This is a genomic window from Pseudomonas sp. I8001 (assembly GCF_013385345.1).
Lineage (GTDB): Bacteria > Pseudomonadota > Gammaproteobacteria > Pseudomonadales > Pseudomonadaceae > Aquipseudomonas.
In genome coordinates this window covers 114,141-130,476 of the sequence record NZ_JACAQC010000001.1, presented here as the reverse complement: position 1 = coordinate 130,476, position 16,336 = coordinate 114,141, and the positions used below count along the sequence as shown (strand labels likewise).

General features: G+C 61.3%; 14 protein-coding genes. 4 read left to right on the top strand and 10 right to left on the bottom strand.

Features of this window, described 5'->3' with window-relative positions:
• Positions 1 to 208: 208 nt before the first annotated feature.
• The 5 genes from HX839_RS00640 to HX839_RS00620 all read right to left on the bottom strand — a co-directional run bounded on the left by HX839_RS00640 (position 209) and on the right by HX839_RS00620 (position 5,970).
• Positions 209 to 1,654, bottom strand: coding sequence for an outer membrane protein transport protein (locus tag HX839_RS00640; protein WP_177022785.1), 1,446 nt, complete (start codon positions 1,652 to 1,654; stop codon positions 209 to 211).
• Between the two features lie 458 nt (positions 1,655 to 2,112).
• Positions 2,113 to 2,598 carry an alkane oxidation protein activator PraB gene (praB, locus tag HX839_RS00635; RefSeq protein ID WP_177022784.1) on the bottom strand — a complete coding sequence of 162 codons (486 nt, stop codon included), beginning with the start codon at positions 2,596 to 2,598 and terminating at the stop codon, positions 2,113 to 2,115.
• Positions 2,599 to 2,730: 132 nt separating this feature from the next.
• Positions 2,731 to 3,225 (bottom strand): alkane oxidation protein activator PraA, encoded by a 495-nt coding sequence (praA, locus tag HX839_RS00630; RefSeq protein ID WP_177066597.1) that lies wholly within the window; start codon positions 3,223 to 3,225, stop codon positions 2,731 to 2,733.
• A 147-nt stretch (positions 3,226 to 3,372) separates the two neighbouring features.
• On the bottom strand, positions 3,373 to 4,653 hold the full coding sequence (locus tag HX839_RS00625) for an alkane 1-monooxygenase (protein ID WP_177066596.1): 1,281 nt from the start codon (positions 4,651 to 4,653) through the stop codon (positions 3,373 to 3,375).
• Between the two features lie 318 nt (positions 4,654 to 4,971).
• Positions 4,972 to 5,970, bottom strand: a complete 999-nt coding sequence (locus HX839_RS00620; RefSeq protein WP_177008231.1) for an alpha/beta fold hydrolase — start codon at positions 5,968 to 5,970, stop codon at positions 4,972 to 4,974.
• 303 nt (positions 5,971 to 6,273) lie between these two features.
• Here HX839_RS00620 and HX839_RS00615 point away from each other — a divergent pair, with 303 nt between their 5' ends.
• From HX839_RS00615 to HX839_RS00605, 3 genes are read left to right on the top strand one after another with little or no spacing between them, the layout of a single operon-like run.
• A complete protein-coding gene (locus HX839_RS00615) occupies positions 6,274 to 7,809 on the top strand; it encodes an NAD(P)/FAD-dependent oxidoreductase (RefSeq protein ID WP_003214655.1) in 1,536 nt (511 codons plus the stop codon).
• Complete coding sequence (locus tag HX839_RS00610) at positions 7,806 to 8,705, top strand: SDR family oxidoreductase (protein WP_177066595.1); 900 nt, start codon at positions 7,806 to 7,808, stop codon at positions 8,703 to 8,705. Before HX839_RS00615 ends, HX839_RS00610 begins: the two co-directional genes overlap by 4 nt.
• 15 nt (positions 8,706 to 8,720) lie before the next feature.
• Positions 8,721 to 9,563 (top strand): metal-dependent hydrolase, encoded by an 843-nt coding sequence (locus tag HX839_RS00605; RefSeq protein WP_003214649.1) that lies wholly within the window; start codon positions 8,721 to 8,723, stop codon positions 9,561 to 9,563.
• A gap of 6 nt (positions 9,564 to 9,569) precedes the next feature.
• On the opposite strand, the gene HX839_RS00600 is transcribed toward HX839_RS00605, so the two are convergent.
• Together HX839_RS00600 and HX839_RS00595 are read right to left on the bottom strand one after the other, a co-directional pair.
• Positions 9,570 to 10,208: a ribonuclease gene (locus HX839_RS00600; RefSeq protein WP_371315612.1), complete on the bottom strand. Its 639-nt coding sequence runs from the start codon at positions 10,206 to 10,208 to the stop codon at positions 9,570 to 9,572.
• 36 nt (positions 10,209 to 10,244) lie between these two features.
• The gene (locus HX839_RS00595; RefSeq protein WP_177066594.1) at positions 10,245 to 11,225 is read right to left on the bottom strand and encodes a Gfo/Idh/MocA family protein; all 981 of its coding nucleotides are present in this window, start codon (positions 11,223 to 11,225) and stop codon (positions 10,245 to 10,247) included.
• 142 nt (positions 11,226 to 11,367) lie between these two features.
• Between HX839_RS00595 and HX839_RS00590 the strand changes: the two genes are divergently transcribed.
• Positions 11,368 to 11,730 carry an NUDIX hydrolase gene (locus HX839_RS00590; RefSeq protein WP_087694135.1) on the top strand — a complete coding sequence of 121 codons (363 nt, stop codon included), beginning with the start codon at positions 11,368 to 11,370 and terminating at the stop codon, positions 11,728 to 11,730.
• Here HX839_RS00590 and HX839_RS00585 read toward each other — a convergent pair.
• The 3 genes from HX839_RS00585 to rocD are packed head-to-tail and all read right to left on the bottom strand — an operon-like array spanning position 11,727 to position 16,274.
• A complete protein-coding gene (locus HX839_RS00585; RefSeq protein WP_177066593.1) occupies positions 11,727 to 12,440 on the bottom strand; it encodes a transporter substrate-binding domain-containing protein in 714 nt (237 codons plus the stop codon). The two genes, HX839_RS00590 and HX839_RS00585, sit on opposite strands and share 4 nt — an antisense overlap.
• A complete protein-coding gene (acnA, locus tag HX839_RS00580; protein WP_177035987.1) occupies positions 12,433 to 15,084 on the bottom strand; it encodes an aconitate hydratase AcnA in 2,652 nt (883 codons plus the stop codon). The genes HX839_RS00585 and acnA overlap by 8 nt, the downstream gene beginning before the upstream one ends.
• Positions 15,081 to 16,274, bottom strand: coding sequence for an ornithine--oxo-acid transaminase (gene rocD, locus HX839_RS00575; protein ID WP_087694138.1), 1,194 nt, complete (start codon positions 16,272 to 16,274; stop codon positions 15,081 to 15,083). The genes acnA and rocD overlap by 4 nt, the downstream gene beginning before the upstream one ends.
• Positions 16,275 to 16,336 lie beyond the last annotated feature (62 nt).

The following is a 16,336-nucleotide window of genomic DNA, read 5'->3' as shown; positions in this document are numbered from 1 at the left end:
ACAAACTTGAAAAGATAAATTCAAATTTTGTTTTGAAATTTTTATTTAATGCTTGGGCGAAAAAAATAGCGGCTGAACGGGGTCAGCCTTGCAGGTTAAGCGCAAGGATTCGACATCGGGCGCCAGGGCTACCCATCAATAGACGACAGCGTGGAGCCGGGCAGCAAGATGCGCTGGCTGCCCTTCTCCACGACTGCCCTCGACAACCTTAGAACTTATAGGTTGCCGACAAGCTGACCACATCCCCCGAGGATTCAGCCTCGCCGTCCAACTGCGCCGCACCGAGACGATCAACGTTCTTGGTCTTCAGGTTGACCTTCTGCACGAACTGGTGCGAGTACGCGGCATCCACCGACAGGCCAGGAATAGCCTTGATGTCATAACCGGCACCAAATGCCAGGAAGTAACGGTCACCGTCCGGGATTCTCGGGTCCCGGGTAGAGTTGCGGGTAGGTGTCTGGTCGTAAGCCACACCGGCGCGCAGGGTGAGTTCGTCGGTGGCTTTGTAGTCGCCGCCAATCGAGGTCATCCAGGCGTTTTTGTAGTTGTAGGGAATGGCAACAATGGTGGTGCCCTGGGATTTGAGCGTCAGGTCCTGGAAGGAAGACCATTCAGTCCAGGTAGCACTCACCCCCAACGTCCAGCGGTCGTTGAACTGGTGAACCCAGTCAACCGAAGCGGTAGCCGGGATATCCAGTTGGGTACTGGCGTGGGCACCGTCCGGGAACAGCTTGAGACCTGGGTAGGCGATTTCAACCAGAGTTTCGCCGTTCGGACCGATCGGATTGGTCATCGCGTTACGGCCGACGGCATCTGTATAGATGTTGTATTTGCCGGTCATCTTGTTTTTGATCTTGGCGTGATAGTTCAAGCCAAGTGTGTCTTGCAGCGTCGGCTTCCAAACCACGCCACCAAACCAGCCCACAGAGATGTTATCGACTTTCACGCGCATCAAGGAATGCCCCAGCCCCGTGGGGAGACCCGCGCCGCCAAGTCCTGGAGACACATCCGCAGCGGCCAGCAAATCAACGTTCTGGCTGACGAACCCTTGACTGCGCTGGACGATGGCACCACCACCGACCGAGAACTGATCATTGACCTTGAACGACAGGGAACCGGTCAGACCGATGGTCTCGATTTTGGTATCAACCGCGAAATCCCGCAGTTTGGAGTCTTCGTTCCAAGTGGTTTTCATACCCTGTGGCACGACTTGGCTCAGACCAAAGGCGAAACGGTCGCCCATGGGAATCACCAGAAAGCCCGTCGGCAGCCAAGCGGTGAAACCGCCTTGCCCACCATTGTTAGTGTTGAGGACCGGGTCGCCCGTATTGCCCAGGTCATCCAGTACGGGCGTATTGGTCACCGGGTTGCCCGCGTAGTCATAGGCCTGGCCGGTGTATTTGATCTTGATCCGAGCATAGTCAACGGTCTGCTGCGCGATGGTTGAATCGATAAAGGCCATGGCTGCCGGGTTGTTGTACGCGGCACTGGGGTCATTTTTGAACAGTGAACCACCACCAAACGCACGACCCCATCCTGGCGCGCCGAAGGTCGGTGTGGAGAACCCACCCGCCTGCACTTGCCCCGTGGTCATCAGCCCCCCCAGCAGGGCCAGTCCCAGTAACGTGTGAGCGTGTTGTTTCTTATTGTTCATGCGGTACTCCTTATTATTATTTACACCCGGCCCCTGCCGGTGGGTCGTGTAACCACAGAACGTCTTTCAAAGAACGCCTGTCCTGGAACGGTGTAACGGTGTATCGGTATTCAGGAATGGGTGGTGAGCGAGCCGGTCAGCGTGGCGTTCAACGACACCAAAGTGCAGTAGCCACTCATGGCTTGATTGGTTGCGCTCAACACGTGGGTAGAAACGTCGACGGCAGCTTCAACACAACACTGCCTTTGGTTACGCTGAACGGACCCGGCGGGCTGAAACCCGCCGCAACTGCAATGAATGAGGCAACGCCCAGAGCCGCTGACATCGAACCCAGGCGTGCTGTTTTCACAAGGCTTTGCATTGTCATGTTCCCCAGACAATAAATACCGTATCCAACCGGTGCCTCACACGAGGCACCGGTCTTTCAACGGGGTGATCAGCCCTTTACGGAGTCGCGCTTACGGGTTAACGGTCAGCGTTGGGGCAACAACACTCAGCGAAACCACGGTGCAGTTGCCGGTCAGCGCCTGATTGGCTGCCGAAAGCGTTTTGGTGCCTGGAGTCCAGGTAACAGCGATGGTGGTTGGCCCGCAGTTGGTGGCCGGGATCGAGGTGATCTTGTAGCCGACGTTGGTTACGCTACCGGTGGTACCCGTTGCAGCCGTCAGTACCCAAGGCAGGTTGGTCAGCGTTGGCAGGCCACACAGACCGCCACCGGTCAGGGATGCGCCATTGATCGAGGCCACGCCACCGCTAACGTTGCCGGTAAAGGTGATGCCGCAGGTCACGGCTGCACCGAAGGACGAAGGCGACTTCACGACGATGGTGCCAGCGTTGGTCGAGAACGGACCATCCGGGGAGATGGAAGCCGCGCTGGCCATGGAAGCTGCGCCGAAGCACACTGCGAAAGAAGTTGCACAAACGAGGGTTTTCAAGCTTTTCATTGTTTTTCCTCACATGTTATGGCGAGTCATTTCGCCAGGGGTAATGGCCATGATCGAGAGGTCACGGTGAATCTGCAGAACTTCCCTTTCCAGCCAAATTTCAATTCAATTACCGCTACAAATTCGGGGGTGTTATTCAACAACTTTGAAAGTAGGGGGCATCTTGATCGACACCGTTTTAATCGTGCAGTCCTCGCCAATAGGCACATTGGCAGCTTCTAACTTGCCCGTGGCGTTATCCCAAGTGCCATCGGCGGTAGAGGGTCCGCATTTACCGCCCAGGCCAAAGGCATGCACATCCACGGCGATCTTCGACATGGAGCCGCTCCTGGTATCTTTAGCCACCAATACCCAAGGCAAGTTGATGGCTTCGACCCGGCTGCACTTGAGGCCGCCGTCGAACTCAACTTTGTCGACATTTACTGACGACCCATCCGCCGCCACTTTGCCGGCGACCTTGATGGTGCAATCCGCGCTGATCAGCGCGCCTTTGGAAAAGCTGATGGGGCCCTGGGCAGTAAACGCGCTGCCGGCAGGTTCGATACGGGCGGCCTGGGCCTGGTGGTAAACGATCAGGCCCAGCGCGGCCAATACAATGTGCGTGGTGAACTTGGCAGGGTTTTGCATGGTGTACGTCCTTCCCTTCATTTTATTTTTTGTTCGGGTCAAACAACTGTCTAGCAACTAAGCCGTACTCGAAACCGGTAAAGCCTGGGCGATGAAAACCTGCGCGATACACAGATCCCGAGTACGCCCTACAACTGACTGCTTTCGTTAGAAGGGTCTGGTGGTGTTGCTGTACTTCTCCAGGTACTTCAAACGCTGTGAAGGTTGAAGATTGGTCAGGGTAATATCCCCGGCGTAATGATTAAGTACCCGGTGATCCATGCGTCGTCGCCACAAGTACGGTACATACGCCCAGACAATCATGCTGGCATAACCGTATGGGAGTTGCGGCGATTCATCAAAATGACGCAGTGACTGATAACTTCTGGTTGGGTTGGCGTGATGGTCGGAGTGCCGCTGCAGTTGGAACAGAAAGATATTGGTGACAATCCGATTACTGTTCCAGGAATGGCGTGGCGAGCAACGCTCATAACGACCGTTGGGCAACTTCTGGCGTTTCAGGCCGTAGTGCTCGACATAGTTCACCACTTCCAGCAGCGAGAAACCGTAGATGCCCTGGATGATCAGGAATGGAATCACTGCCGCGCCCAGCCAGGCAATCATCGCGCCCCACAACACCACGCTGTACATCCAGGCGCTGAGTACGGCGTTTTTCCAGTGCCAGGCCGGCAGGCCGAGTTTGCGCAGGCGTTCACGTTCCAGGTTCCACGCCGAGCGTGCGCTGAACCATACCGAGCGCGGCAGGAAGGCCCAGAAGCTCTCCCCCAACCGCGAACTGGCCGGGTCTTCCGGGGTGGCGACGCGCACGTGGTGGCCACGGTTGTGTTCGGTGTAGAAGTGCCCGTAGAAGGTCGGCGCCAGGGTGATCTTGGCCAGCACGACTTCCAGCAGGCGCGGCTTGTGCCCCAGCTCATGGGCGGTGTTGATGGCGATGCCGGTGGCAGCGCCAGTGGACATTGCCATGCCCAGGTAGGTGAACCAGCTCACCTGGCCATGCAGCTCGGTGCGCGCGGTGATGAACGCGGCGGTTTTCGCCAGCCAGCTCGACGGGGCCAGGGTGGCGGTGGCATGCAACAGGCCGCCATTGATAATCCAGTCGATACCGCCTGCGGCCAGCCACCCGGTGACCACCAGGGATGAGATGACAAACAGCACGCCGGTGTAGACGATCCAGCGGTAGTAGCTTTGGGATTCGAGGTTGCTGACGGCGGACTCGGGCGGGTTGCTGACGTCTTCACCCAGCAGGCCGTCGATCAGCGGGATCAGGCCGAAGATCACCAGCACACCGACCCACCACAGTTGTTGCACGCCGGTAGTGATGGCCAGGGCGCCAGAGAGAATTGGGGTTGCCAGGGGCATGATGCCGAGCCACCACAGGTGGCGCTTGCCGTCGGTCCAGACGTTCGGGGCAGCCAGGGTCTGATTCATGGCAGCCTCCGCACGACGCAGGTAGGCAGGGAGCAAAAATCAACACTGGACAGGTACACGGAGCGGTGACTGCCCCGAGAATTCAACCATGCGATAAAAGGCGTTTTTTTCATTATTTTATTCGCTCTTAGGCATTTCAAAAATTGTTTCAAATTAGACATTGAAATAATTTTTTTAAATAAATAGCGCGGAATCGTTAGGTCGTCAACTAGTTTCTTGAACCCTTTTGAACGTGACCGGGCAGTCTCTTTTTCAGCCGTTTGGTCAGGTGTCTAGGGCAAGCATTGACGAGTTCGAACCGCGAGTTCAGTCGCACAATTATTTACTCGCCAACGCAAACGGCGGATGCAACACCGTGGCGCTTTCCGGCGGCCGGACGCGCTTGGCTATCTGCTCGACCACCGCCGCGACACGCTCGGTGGCCGTGATCGGCAACATATGCCCGCGCCCTTCCACCAGCTGCAGCTTCAGGCCCGGCACCAGGCTGGCCAGGGCCTGCCCGTGTTTGCGGAAATCCAGCACCTTGTCCTGCGCGCCATAGATCAGCCCGATCGGCAACGTCAGCTGCGGGTAGCGCTTGACCATGTCCGGCAGGAAATCATTGACCAGGTTGATCTCGGTGGAGGCGGCATAGAAGTTCTCGGGCCGCATGCCCAACAAGCCGCCGCCACGGGTGGCGAAGTCTTCCGGGGCCGGGTCGGGGGCAAACACGCCCTTGACCACCGAGCCTTTGGTCAGCAATCCGATCGGCATGGTCAGGGTGTGCGACATAAAGCGTCGCAGCCATCCCGGGCGTATCGCCAACGACATAAACACCAGCGGCAGCAGGCGCTGGGGATGGGTCAGGGGCGCCACCAGGATCAATCCGGACACCGCGTGGGGATGGTCCAGTGCCAGTGCCAGGGAGATCGCCCCGCCGAGGGAATGCCCCAGCACCAGCGGCTTATCCAGGTCCAGCGTCTGGATAAAGCTGGCGACTTGCCGGGCCTGGCCAGGCAGGTCCGCGGCCGTGCCGGCATGCCGGGTGGAATAACCCGACCCCGGACGATCCAAGGTGATCACTCGAAAGTGCTCACGCAATTGGGCAGACAAGGCGTACGTCAAGTTGCGACTGCTGCCCATCAGCCCGTGGATCATCACCAGCGGTGGGCCCTTGCCCTCGTCTACATAATGAAAGCGCTCGCCGTTGATCTCCAGAAAGCGCCCGTTGATCGGAACAGCAGCCTCTATACGCCGTGTCATCCGGGCACTGAAGGCCCACAACACTACGCTTAACCCTACACACACACCCGCAGCGACAACCCACTCGACAGCCATAGCTCGGTCCTCTGCATCCCTGCGTTGCTGGCGGCCCGACCGGTATTGGTCAAGGCCTCAGCCATCGTCCACCCTGGACCTTAACTGTGTGCGTACAAGCTCTCGTCCGTCGGATAAGTCGCACATGAGGAACTGGGTCGTAGCCTAGACGATATTTTCAGGTAGATTATTTAAAATCTTTTTTAAAATAAATAATTCAATTTTCCTTTGCAATGGTGTTCTATCTAAAAAGCCAAAACAAAAACAAGGAGCACATCCGATGTCGACACCCGTAAGGCGCCACCGGCCCACGAGGGACAGCCTATGAATGCCCATGACACCATCGACATCGCCATCATCGGTTCCGGATTTGCCGGGCTGTGCATGGCGATCAAACTCAAGGAAGCCGGGTTCCACGACTTCTTTATTGCCGAACAGGCCGATGCTCTCGGCGGCACCTGGCGGGACAACCACTACCCCGGTTGCGCCTGCGACGTGCAATCCCATGTCTATTCGTTTTCCTTTGCGCCCAACCCGGACTGGACCCGGCAATTTGCGCCACAGGCGGAGATTCGCGCCTACCTGGAGCAGTGCGCCCGGCGCTTCGAACTGGCGCCGTTCCTGCGCTTTGGCATGGGCCTGGAGAAGGCGGTATTTGATGAGGCGCAACAGCGCTGGAGCCTGAGCTTCAGCAATGGCCGCCAGGTCAGTGCGCGGGTGCTGGTGTCGGGAATGGGCGGCCTGTCGCGCCCGGCACTGCCGGATATTCCGGGCCTGGACAGCTTCAAGGGCAAGCGCTTCCACTCCCAGCAGTGGGACCACGAGTATTCATTGAAGGGCAAGCGCGTGGCGGTGATCGGCACCGGCGCCAGTGCCATTCAGTTCGTGCCGCAGATTGCGCCGCAAGTGGCCCACCTGGACCTGTTCCAGCGCACCCCGCCGTGGATCATGCCCAAGCCCGACCGGCCGATTTCACGCTTCGAGCGCTGGGCCTTCAAGCACCTGCCGTTCACCCAGCGCCTGGTACGCGGCGCGTTCTATTGGGCACTGGAAGGTCGCGTGGTGGGCTTTGCCCTGCACCCGCGCCTGATGAAAATGGTGCAGAAAATCGCCGTGCGCCACCTGCACAAACAAGTGGCCCGCCCTTCCCTGCGCAAGACCCTGACGCCGGACTACACCATCGGCTGCAAGCGCGTGCTGATCTCCAACGACTACTACCCGGCCCTGTCCCGCAGCAATGTGCAGGTGGTAACCGACAACGTGCTGCGCATCGAGGCCGACGGAGTGATCACCGCCGACGGCATCAAGCACCCGGCTGACTGCCTCATCTTCGGCACCGGCTTCCAGGCCACCGATCCGCTGCCCCGCAACTGCATCATCGGGCGCCACGGCATCGACCTGATGGACACCTGGCAAGACGGCGCCCACGCCTACCTGGGCACCACGGTGCCGGGTTATCCGAACCTGTTCCTGATCGTCGGCCCCAACACCGGGCTGGGGCATAACTCGATGATTCTGATGATCGAGGCCCAGGTCACCTACATCCTCGATGCCCTGCAGCAAATGCAGCGTCATCGCATCGCCACGGTGGACGTCAAGCCGGCGGTGGAACTGGCCTACAACGCCAGGCTGCAGGAAAAACTCAACGGCACCATCTGGTCCACCGGCGGCTGCAAGAGCTGGTACCTGGACCCACGCACCGGCAAGAACACCACGCTGTGGCCCGGCTCCACCTGGCGTTTCAAGCAGGTCACCCGGCATTTCGCCCTCAAGGACTACGTCGCCAGCCTGGTGCCGATACCGTCCACCGCGCGCCCGGCCGCGACGCCCCACACCACCGCAGAAGGGAGCCTGTCATGAAGTCATTCAACGGCCGCGTGGCGGCCATTACCGGCGCCGCTTCCGGCATGGGCCGCGCGTTGGCCCTGGCGTTGGCGCGTGAAGGCTGCCACCTGGCGCTGGCGGATAAAAACAGCCAGGGCCTGGAGCAGACCGTCGCACTGATCAAGGCCCAGGTGCTTGCACCGGTGCTGGTCACCTCGCAGGTGCTGGACGTTTCCGAGCGCCAGGCCGTGGAAGACTGGGCCGCCCGATGCGCCGCCGAACATGGCCAGATCAACCTGATCTTCAACAACGCCGGCGTCGCGCTGTCGAGCACCGTCGAAGGCGTGGACTACACCGACCTGGAATGGATCGTCGGGATCAACTTCTGGGGCGTGGTGTACGGCACCAAGGCCTTTTTGCCGTACCTCAAGGCCAGCGGCGATGGGCATGTGGTCAACACTTCCAGCGTGTTCGGCCTGTTCGCCCAGCCGGGCATGAGCGGCTACAACGCCACCAAGTTCGCCGTGCGTGGTTTTACCGAGTCCTTGCGCCAGGAACTCGACCTGCAGAAAAGCGGGGTCTCGGCCACCTGCGTGCACCCTGGCGGGATCCGCACCGACATCTGCCGCAGCAGCCGGATCGACGCCAACATGACCGGCTTCCTGATTCACAGCGAACAGCAGGCCCGGGCCGACTTCGAAAAGCTGTTCATCACCGACGCCGACCAGGCCGCCAAAGTGATCCTGCATGGCGTACGCAAAAACAAACGCCGCGTGCTGATTGGCCGCGACGCCTATTTTCTGGACCTGCTCGCGCGCTGCCTGCCTGCCGCCTATCAAGCACTGGTGGTGTTGGCCAGCAAACGCATGGCGCCCAAGCAACGCAATGCGCCCTCGCCCGTCCTTGAAACCAACGAAGAGCACCGTCTCTGAACTGGAGTACCGACCATGCTGCCGATTCGCCGCGACCTCCGTTTTGCCCTGCCGGCCGAACGCATCAAGGACTGGCATGAACAAGGCCCGTTCATTACCCACTTTTTCAACGCACTGTCGTTGCTGTTTCCCCAGGGCGAACTGTTCTTCATGGACAGCGTGCGTCACTACCGCCAGCGCATCGAAGACCCGGAGCTGAAGAAAGAAATCCAGGGCTTCATCGGCCAGGAAGCCATGCACAGCCGCGAGCACGTGGCCTACAACGACCTGCTGCAAGCCGCAGGGCTGCCGGCGAATACCCTCGACCGTCGGCTGAAGATGATCCTCGACGCGCAAAAGAAATACCTGCCCGCCTCCTTCAACCTGGCGGTGACCATTGCCTTGGAGCACTACACCGCGATGCTCGCGGAAATCCTCCTCAGCGACCCGTCGCGGTTCGGGGATTCGGTCAAGGGTTACCAGCAGATGTGGTACTGGCATGCCCTGGAAGAAACCGAGCACAAGGCGGTGGCGTTTGATGTGTGGAACAGCGTGATCAAGCCCGGGCCCAAGCGTTATCTGCTGCGCACTTCCACCATGCTCATCACCACGGGGCTGTTCTGGCTGACGATCCTGGACTTTCACCTGCGCCTGTTGTTTGCCGACCGGCGTTCGGGCGGGCATTTGAAGGGCTTCTGGCGGATGCTCAAGTTTCTGTACGGGCCCAAGGGCGTGTTCCCGCGCATGGCGCTGCCCTGGTTGCATTACTTCAAGCCCGGGTTCCATCCCTGGGACCACGACAACCGGGCACGCCTGGCGGGCATTGACCGCCTGGTGGAGGAGATCGAGCAGGCCCATAAAGGTTATGGGCCCGCCTGAGTCCGCTTAGCGCTGGGTCGGGATCCGAATATCGCCATCCCGGCATTGGCTCTTGACGCTGCGCGGGCAGCCGGCAAACGCCAGGTCCTTGGTCAGGCACACCCGCACCTCGGTCAGCACGGCACCCTTGCAGATCACCGCAAGGCCATGGTTGCCCATGGCCGGGTTGCTCTCGCGAAACAGCGCTTCGATGTCCCGCGCGCCCAGGCCGCTTCGGACATTGAAGGGCTCAAGCTGCTGCGGGATCTTGACCACGCTGAGCGCTGCATCGGTCTTGTCCAGGTAAGCCGAAGCCTCAAGGCCGCTGCAGGTGCCGTGCTTGGCCCATTCATGCCTGAGCAGTTTGGGCGACGGGAACAGCGACCTGCCCCGGGCGAAGTCTGCATCCGACAAGCGCGACTGCGGCTCACACGAAGCCGGCCAGCCGCCCTTCGCGTACTGCGGCCACAGCCCATGCAGGACAAACCCGTAGCCCTTGCCCGAACACTGCTGGTCGTCCGGGTGCGTCAGGCAGAAGGTCGGCGACCAGGACAGCGACAACACATAAAAGTCAAACTCCCCGGCCTGCCCCTGGGCCCGTGGCGCTGCCGTCGCGGCCCCGGCCAACGCCAGGCAAAGCACAATCCAGGCTGCTTTCATTTTCATCCGTTCATTCCTTAAAAAGACAAAATTAAAGCACCGCTAAACCGCCAGGTTGGGGTTACGTTGTAGCACCCGGTCCATGACCCGGTCGGTCTTCAACGCCTCGATCGCCAGTGCCGGGTGTTTGCTCTCGCCGCGAATATGCGCATTCATCCCCAGCACGTGATGCCACTGGATATGTGCATGGTTGGGCACCTCCAGCACCTCGCTGGTCTCGCCCTCAAGCCGCAACGGCGCCTCATCGAACACCGAAAACGTGATGCGGCCCTTGCTGCCGATCATCTCCACCCGGTCTTCGCGCCGGTCGGCGACAAAGTTCCAGCAGCCCATGCCCAGCGCGCCCGAGGCGAACGTCCAGCAGGCGGTGACGGCATCTTCGGCGGCATAGCGCCCCGCCTGGCGCGCGGTAAACCCGGCCACCTCGACGATATCCCCGACCAGGTACTGGAACAGGTCAAAACCGTGGCTGGCCAGGTCGGCAAAATACCCGCCGCCGGCAATCGCCGGGTCGGTGCGCCAGTTGGCACTGCTGGCATCGTCTTCCGAAGGCGGCTTGCACAGGGTCCAGGTCAGGTGACGCAATTCGCCGATGCGCCCGTCCTGCAGCCAGTCCCGCACCTGCTGGAAGCGTGGCAGGGAACGCCGGTAATAGGAGACAAACAGGTGCAGCCCGGCCTGTTCGAAGGTGCGCTGCATCAGCGCGCTTTGCTCGGCATTCAGGGACATGGGCTTCTCGACGCAGCAATGCTTGCCGGCAGCGGCCACCATCAGGCTGTATTCGAGGTGGCTGTCGGGCGGTGTGGCGATGTAGACCGCGTCTACTTCCGGGTCGTCGATCAGCGCCTGGGCGTCAGTGTAGAAACGAGCAATGCCGTGGCGTGCCGCATAATCGCGCACGGCCTCCTCGCGCCGCCCGATCACGGCCACCAGCGCAGAACCTGGCGCTTTGTAGAAGGCGGGTCCACTCTTGAGTTCAGTGACATCGCCACAGCCGATCATGCCCCAGCGTACGGTGTTCATCTGCATCTCCTTCAGGTGAGTTTTTTTTCGATGGGGCAGTATCGGTGTTTTCCGGCCCCCTCTCCACCCTGCCGGATAAAGACTGAGCATGACAATTGCATTACACTTTTATGACAATCATCCAGCTGCGGGGGCACAGACGATGAAAATAAGGGCCACGGTGATTTGCGAGCACGACGGGCACATCCTGTTCGTGCGTAAAGCCCGATCGAAATGGGCATTGCCCGGCGGCAAGGTCGAGCGCCATGAGCGCCCGGCAGGTGCTGCCGCACGAGAACTGGAAGAGGAAACCGGGCTGAACGTGGACAGTTTGCTGTTATTGCAGGAGCTGAAGGCCAGCGACACCCTGCACCATGTGTTCGAGGCGTCGGTGGTGAATATCGACGAAGCCCGGCCGCTGAGCGAAATCAAGGAATGCCAGTGGCATCCCTACACACGCCTGGAAGACCTGGATACCACCCAGGCCACCCAGCAAATCGTCAAATCCTTCCTGCGCCGTCTCTAAGGCGCCGCCAGTTCCAGGCTTTGCCCGCTGCGCAACAACGCCTGTCTTACCAGACCATTGGCTTTCTGCCGTTCGACAAAGGATTTGACGAACGCGGCAGCGGCTGCGTGCGCTACCGGTACTGCGACCGCCTGGCTGATGCTCATGAAGTCATCCTCCAGCAGGCGCCAGCGCTCATCCAGCCGGGTTTGCAAGTAATCCCGAACCCCGGCCGCGGCGTTCAGGCCTTGCTCGATAAACAGGTCCACGGCAGCCGCCGAGGTCGGCGCGCGTACCAGTTCGGCATGCTGCACTGTGCGGCTCAGGTACAGGTCATACGCGGCACCCTGGCCGACAGCGATGCGTTGGCCCGGAGCATCGAGTTGGGACACGCTGCCCAGGGGTGAATCCACCGCCACCAGGTACGTACCCTTGATGATCACGTAGGGCGCGCTGAAGGCGATTTCCTGCTCGCGCACCGGTTCGATGGCCAGGAATGCCACGCGCCAGCGGTCATCGCCCAGCGCGGCGAAGACCTTGCCCGCCGCATCAAAAGTGATCAACTCAAGGTCGACCGCCAACTCATCGGCCAGGGCCCTGGCCAGCGCCACCGACACGCCCTGGGGCTGGCCGTCCTCGCCGCGCTGGGCCAGCACCGGGTTGCCAAAGTTGATGGCAGCCCTGAGCACACCCTCGGGGGCCAGTTGTTGCAGTACCTGCGGGTCAATCATTACGCGCTCCTTGAACGGTTCTTTGCACGGTCTTGCGAATGACGAAGGGCAAGACGCCGCCGTGTTCAAGGTAACCAACCTCCTGCAACGAGTCGAGGCGCAAGGTCAGGGGGGTACGCGTGGTCTCACCGGTGGCGCGGTCAATCTGCAAGGTGATCGGGTTGTCGCCGACCTGCAACGCGTCCAGGCCGAGGAAGCTCAGGGACTCACTGCCGTCGAGGTTCAAGTCCTGCACCGATGCGCCTTCATCGAACACCAGCGGCAACACGCCCATGCCGATCAGGTTACTGCGATGGATTCGCTCGATACTGCGGGCCACCACCACCTTGATCCCCAGCAGGGTCAGGACTTTAGCTGCCCAGTCGCGGCTGGAGCCGGCACCGTAGTTGATCCCGGCGAACAACACGGTGGGTGTACCGGCGTAGCTCTGCGCGGCGAGGTACAGCGGCAGGTAGTCGCTGCGGTCGGCATTCCAGGCCCAGACACCCTGGCGCGGGGGCTGGTCGCAGGACAGCAGATTGTTCAGGCGCGGGTTGGTAAACGCGCCGCGCACCATCACTTCGTGGTTGCTGCGCCGGGTCGAATACTGGTTGAGGTCCGCCAGCGCTTCACCGCGCTCCCGCAGCCAGTGCCCGGCCAGGCTGTCGGCCGGAATCGTGCCAGCCGGGGAGATATGGTCGGTGGTGACGTTATCCCCCAGCACCACCAAAGCCCGGGCGTTGCTGATGGCCAAGGACGCGGCCGGCACCGGCGTTACCCCGGCAAGGTACTGCGGGCGGCGCAGGTAAGTGGAGGCCGGGTGCCAGGCAAACTGCACGCTGGCGTCGGCTTCCAGCGCCTGCCAATGGTGAGTGCCTTGCCACAGCAGTGCCTGGCGCTGGTGAAACAGCGCCGGGCGCACCACCGCCGCCACTTGCGCGGCCACCTCGGCTTCGCTGGGCATCAACTCATGCAGGAACACCGGCTGGCCGTGGGCATCCATCGCCAGCGGCTGGGCCGACAGGTCGGTGTCGATGCTGCCGGCAATCGCATAGGCCACGCACAACGCGGGCGAAGCAAGGTAGCCGGCAGGGACTTTCGGGTTGACCCGGCCTTCGAAATTGCGGTTGCCCGAGAGCACCACCACGCCTTTCAAGCCCTGCTCGGCGAACGTCTCGACATGGCGTTCGAGGCTGCCGGAATTACCGATGCAGGTCATGCAGCCAAAGCCCGCCAGGTCGAAACCCAGCGCGGCGAAATCCTCCAGCAAGCCGGCGGCTTCCAGGTAATCGGCCACCACCCGTGAGCCTGGCGACAGCGACGTCTTGACCCACGGTTTGCGCGTCAGCCCACGGGCGCGGGCGTTACGGGCGAAGAGCCCGGCCTGGATCATCTGCGCCGGGTTGGCGGTGTTGGTGCAACTGGTGATGGCCGACATCACCACCGCGCCATGGGTGATCGGCACCTGGAATGACGGCTCGAAGAAATCCTGCTTTTGCGCGCATACATGCTGATGAAACGACGCCCCGGCCTGGGCCAGGGACTGGCGCTGATGGGGCTGATGCGGGCCGGCGACACTCGGTTCAACCTGCGCCAGATCCAGCTCGATCAACTCATCGAACACCGGCTCGGGATCGTCGTCCCGGCGCCACAGAGATTGCGCCGACATGTAGGCCGAGACCTTGTTGATCAAGGCCTGCGGGCGCGCACTCAGGGTCAGGTACGCCAGCGTCTCGTCATCAAACGGGAAAAACACCACGGTCGCACCGTATTCCGGCGCCATGTTCGCCACGGTGCCCCGCGCCGCCCAACTCAGGGACGCCAGGCCCGGTCCGGTGAACTCGACAAACTTGCCGACCATGCTGCGCCGGCGCAGCAGTTCAGTCACCGTCAGTGCCAGGTCAGTGGCCGTCACGCCGTCGCGCAACGCATTGGTGACGCGAATGCCCACCACCTGCGGATAAGGAATCGGCACCGGTTCGCCGAGCATCGCCGCCTGCCCTTCCAGCCCGCCAACGCCCCAGCCCAGCACGCCGATGGCATTGATCATCGGCGTGTGGCTGTCGGTGGCGACCATGCAGTCGGGGTGCAACAGCACGTGGCCGTTGCGCGGCGCGCTTTCCCACACCACCTGGGCGATGGACTCCATGTTCATCTGGTGGATGATCCCGGTGCCCGGCGGGATCACCTTGAAGTTATCCAGGCTGGCCTGGGCCCACTTGATAAAACGGTAGCGCTCGCTGTTGCGGCGAAAATCGATGTCCAGGTTGGCATCCACCGCGCCCGCCTCGGCGTAGTGCTCGACGATCACCGAATGGTCGATGGTCAGCACCGCCGGGATCGAGGGGTTCACCGCCCGGGGATCACCGCCCAGTTCGGCCACCACATCGCGCATGCCGGCGAAATCCGCCAGGGCCGGCAGGCACGTGGTGTCGTGGAACATCAGCCGGTTGGGCTGGAACGGCACCTCGCAATCCGGCCCTTCGCCGATGGCCCGCGCCACTACCTGTGGCAACGAAGCCGGGGCGCAGCGGGCAATGTTTTCCAGGAGGATGCGCACGGAATACGGCAGGCGCTGCAGTTGCGCCGGGGTCAGCAACTGGTGCAGGTCGATCCAGGCAAAGCGCTGGCCGTCGATGTCGAGGTGACTGAGATACTCACTCATAGCTGTTTGAATACCCGCTCGATACGCTCAAGGCCCCAGTCCAGTTCTTCGCGGGTAATGGACAACGGCGGTGCGATGCGCAGTACGTTTTCGTGGGTTTCCTTGGTCAGCAGCCCTTCGGCCAGCAGCGCTTCGCAGATGGGCCGCGCATCGCGGTCCAGTTCCACGCCGACCCACAAGCCACGCCCGCGAATCTCGCGGATGGCCGGCGAGTGCATGGCCTTCAGGCGCTCCACCAGGTAGTGGCCCAGTTGCGCGCTGTTATCGATCAAGCCCTCCTCTTCCAGCACCTTCAACGCTTCCAGGCCAATGGCCGCCGCCAACGGGTTGCCGCCGAAGGTCGAGCCGTGGCTGCCGGCGTCGAACAGGTCCATGATCGAATGATCAGCGACGAACGCCGATACCGGCATGATCCCGCCGCCCAGGGCTTTGCCGAGGATCAATGCATCGGGGCGAATGCCTTCGTGCTGGAAGGCAAACCACTTGCCGGTACGGCCCAGGCCGGACTGGATCTCATCGAGGATCAGCAAGGTGTTGGTCTGGTCGCACAGCTGGCGCAGTTCCCGCAGGAAACCTGCGGGCGGCACGCGAATGCCGGCCTCGCCCTGGATCGGCTCGATCAGCACCGCGCAGGTGTCGGCGGTAATGGCCTGGCGGAAACTCTCGATGTCACCGAAGCGCGCCTCGGTGAAACCGTTGCAGAATGGGCCGAAGTCGGCCTTGTAGTCCGCCTCCGACGAGAAGCCGACGATGGTCGAGGTGCGGCCGTGGAAATTGTTGTCGGCCACCACGATGTTGGCCTGATTGGCCGGGATGCCCTTGATCCGGTAGCCCCAGCGTCGCGCCGCCTTGATCGCGGTTTCCACAGCTTCGGCGCCACTGTTCATCGGCAGGGCCGAGTCGAAGCCCGTGATGCGGCACAAGGTCTTGAGGAAGTTGCCCAAGGGTTCGCTGTAGAACGCCCGGGACACCACGCTGATCTTGTCGATCTGCGCCACGGCGGCGGCGCGGATGCGCGGGTGGACATGGCCGTGGCTGACGGCGGAATAGGCCGACATCATGTCCAGGTAGCGCTTGTCATCATCGCCAATGGCCCAGACGCCCTCGCCCTTGACGATCACCACCGGCAAGGGGGAATAGTTGTGGGCGCAGAATTGGTTTTCGAGGGTGATTGCCGGGTTGGGGTGCATGGTGGGGATGTCCTGCCGAATAAATAATGAATGAACAACAAAGACCCAATGTGGGAGCGGGC

Excerpts from the sequence above, each read along its gene's own strand:
- HX839_RS00640 (WP_177022785.1), bottom strand. The coding sequence starts at position 1,654 with ATGAACAATAAGAAACAACACGCTCACACGTTACTGGGACTGGCCCTG.
- praB (WP_177022784.1), bottom strand. The coding sequence starts at position 2,598 with ATGAAAAGCTTGAAAACCCTCGTTTGTGCAACTTCTTTCGCAGTGTGC.
- praA (WP_177066597.1), bottom strand. The coding sequence starts at position 3,225 with ATGCAAAACCCTGCCAAGTTCACCACGCACATTGTATTGGCCGCGCTG.
- HX839_RS00625 (WP_177066596.1), bottom strand. The coding sequence starts at position 4,653 with ATGAATCAGACCCTGGCTGCCCCGAACGTCTGGACCGACGGCAAGCGC.
- HX839_RS00620 (WP_177008231.1), bottom strand. The coding sequence starts at position 5,970 with ATGGCTGTCGAGTGGGTTGTCGCTGCGGGTGTGTGTGTAGGGTTAAGC.
- HX839_RS00615 (WP_003214655.1), top strand. The coding sequence starts at position 6,274 with ATGAATGCCCATGACACCATCGACATCGCCATCATCGGTTCCGGATTT.
- HX839_RS00610 (WP_177066595.1), top strand. The coding sequence starts at position 7,806 with ATGAAGTCATTCAACGGCCGCGTGGCGGCCATTACCGGCGCCGCTTCC.
- HX839_RS00605 (WP_003214649.1), top strand. The coding sequence starts at position 8,721 with ATGCTGCCGATTCGCCGCGACCTCCGTTTTGCCCTGCCGGCCGAACGC.
- HX839_RS00600 (WP_371315612.1), bottom strand. The coding sequence starts at position 10,208 with ATGAAAATGAAAGCAGCCTGGATTGTGCTTTGCCTGGCGTTGGCCGGG.
- HX839_RS00595 (WP_177066594.1), bottom strand. The coding sequence starts at position 11,225 with ATGAACACCGTACGCTGGGGCATGATCGGCTGTGGCGATGTCACTGAA.
- HX839_RS00590 (WP_087694135.1), top strand. The coding sequence starts at position 11,368 with ATGAAAATAAGGGCCACGGTGATTTGCGAGCACGACGGGCACATCCTG.
- HX839_RS00585 (WP_177066593.1), bottom strand. The coding sequence starts at position 12,440 with ATGATTGACCCGCAGGTACTGCAACAACTGGCCCCCGAGGGTGTGCTC.
- acnA (WP_177035987.1), bottom strand. The coding sequence starts at position 15,084 with ATGAGTGAGTATCTCAGTCACCTCGACATCGACGGCCAGCGCTTTGCC.
- rocD (WP_087694138.1), bottom strand. The coding sequence starts at position 16,274 with ATGCACCCCAACCCGGCAATCACCCTCGAAAACCAATTCTGCGCCCAC.